This window comes from Vibrio sp. Vb1554, assembly GCF_033344235.1.
Window position 1 is genome coordinate 1 of record NZ_JAWPOJ010000148.1, and the last position, 1555, is coordinate 1555.

Annotated in this window: 1 rRNA gene; it reads right to left on the reverse strand. The window is 53.6% G+C overall.

Annotated features, from left to right (window positions below):
- Nucleotides 1-1553: ribosomal RNA gene (locus R8N28_RS24445) — 16S ribosomal RNA — on the reverse strand.
- Between the last annotated feature and the right edge of the window lie 2 nt (nt 1554-1555).

Here is a 1555-nt window from a genome sequence, read left to right on the forward strand (position 1 = left end):
TAAGGAGGTGATCCAGCGCCAGGTTCCCCTAGCGCTACCTTGTTACGACTTCACCCCAGTCATGAACCACAAAGTGGTAAGCGTCCCCCCGAAGGTTAAACTACCTACTTCTTTTGCAGCCCACTCCCATGGTGTGACGGGCGGTGTGTACAAGGCCCGGGAACGTATTCACCGTGGCATTCTGATCCACGATTACTAGCGATTCCGACTTCATGGAGTCGAGTTGCAGACTCCAATCCGGACTACGACGCACTTTTTGGGATTCGCTCACTTTCGCAAGTTGGCCGCCCTCTGTATGCGCCATTGTAGCACGTGTGTAGCCCTACTCGTAAGGGCCATGATGACTTGACGTCGTCCCCACCTTCCTCCGGTTTATCACCGGCAGTCTCCCTGGAGTTCCCGACATTACTCGCTGGCAAACAAGGATAAGGGTTGCGCTCGTTGCGGGACTTAACCCAACATTTCACAACACGAGCTGACGACAGCCATGCAGCACCTGTCTCAGAGTTCCCGAAGGCACCAATCCATCTCTGGAAAGTTCTCTGGATGTCAAGAGTAGGTAAGGTTCTTCGCGTTGCATCGAATTAAACCACATGCTCCACCGCTTGTGCGGGCCCCCGTCAATTCATTTGAGTTTTAATCTTGCGACCGTACTCCCCAGGCGGTCTACTTAACGCGTTAGCTCCGAAAGCCACGGCTCAAGGCCACAACCTCCAAGTAGACATCGTTTACGGCGTGGACTACCAGGGTATCTAATCCTGTTTGCTCCCCACGCTTTCGCATCTGAGTGTCAGTATCTGTCCAGGGGGCCGCCTTCGCCACCGGTATTCCTTCAGATCTCTACGCATTTCACCGCTACACCTGAAATTCTACCCCCCTCTACAGTACTCTAGTCTGCCAGTTTCAAATGCTATTCCGAGGTTGAGCCCCGGGCTTTCACATCTGACTTAACAAACCACCTGCATGCGCTTTACGCCCAGTAATTCCGATTAACGCTCGCACCCTCCGTATTACCGCGGCTGCTGGCACGGAGTTAGCCGGTGCTTCTTCTGTCGCTAACGTCAAATAATGCAGCTATTAACTACACTACCTTCCTCACGACTGAAAGTGCTTTACAACCCGAAGGCCTTCTTCACACACGCGGCATGGCTGCATCAGGCTTGCGCCCATTGTGCAATATTCCCCACTGCTGCCTCCCGTAGGAGTCTGGACCGTGTCTCAGTTCCAGTGTGGCTGATCATCCTCTCAGACCAGCTAGGGATCGTCGCCTTGGTGAGCCCTTACCTCACCAACTAGCTAATCCCACCTAGGCATATCCTGACGCGAGAGGCCCGAAGGTCCCCCTCTTTGGCCCGTAGGCATTATGCGGTATTAGCCATCGTTTCCAATGGTTATCCCCCACATCAGGGCAATTTCCTAGGCATTACTCACCCGTCCGCCGCTCGACGCCGTTATCGTTCCCCGAAGGTTCAGATAACTCGTTTCCGCTCGACTTGCATGTGTTAGGCCTGCCGCCAGCGTTCAATCTGAGCCATGATCAAACTCTTCAATTTAA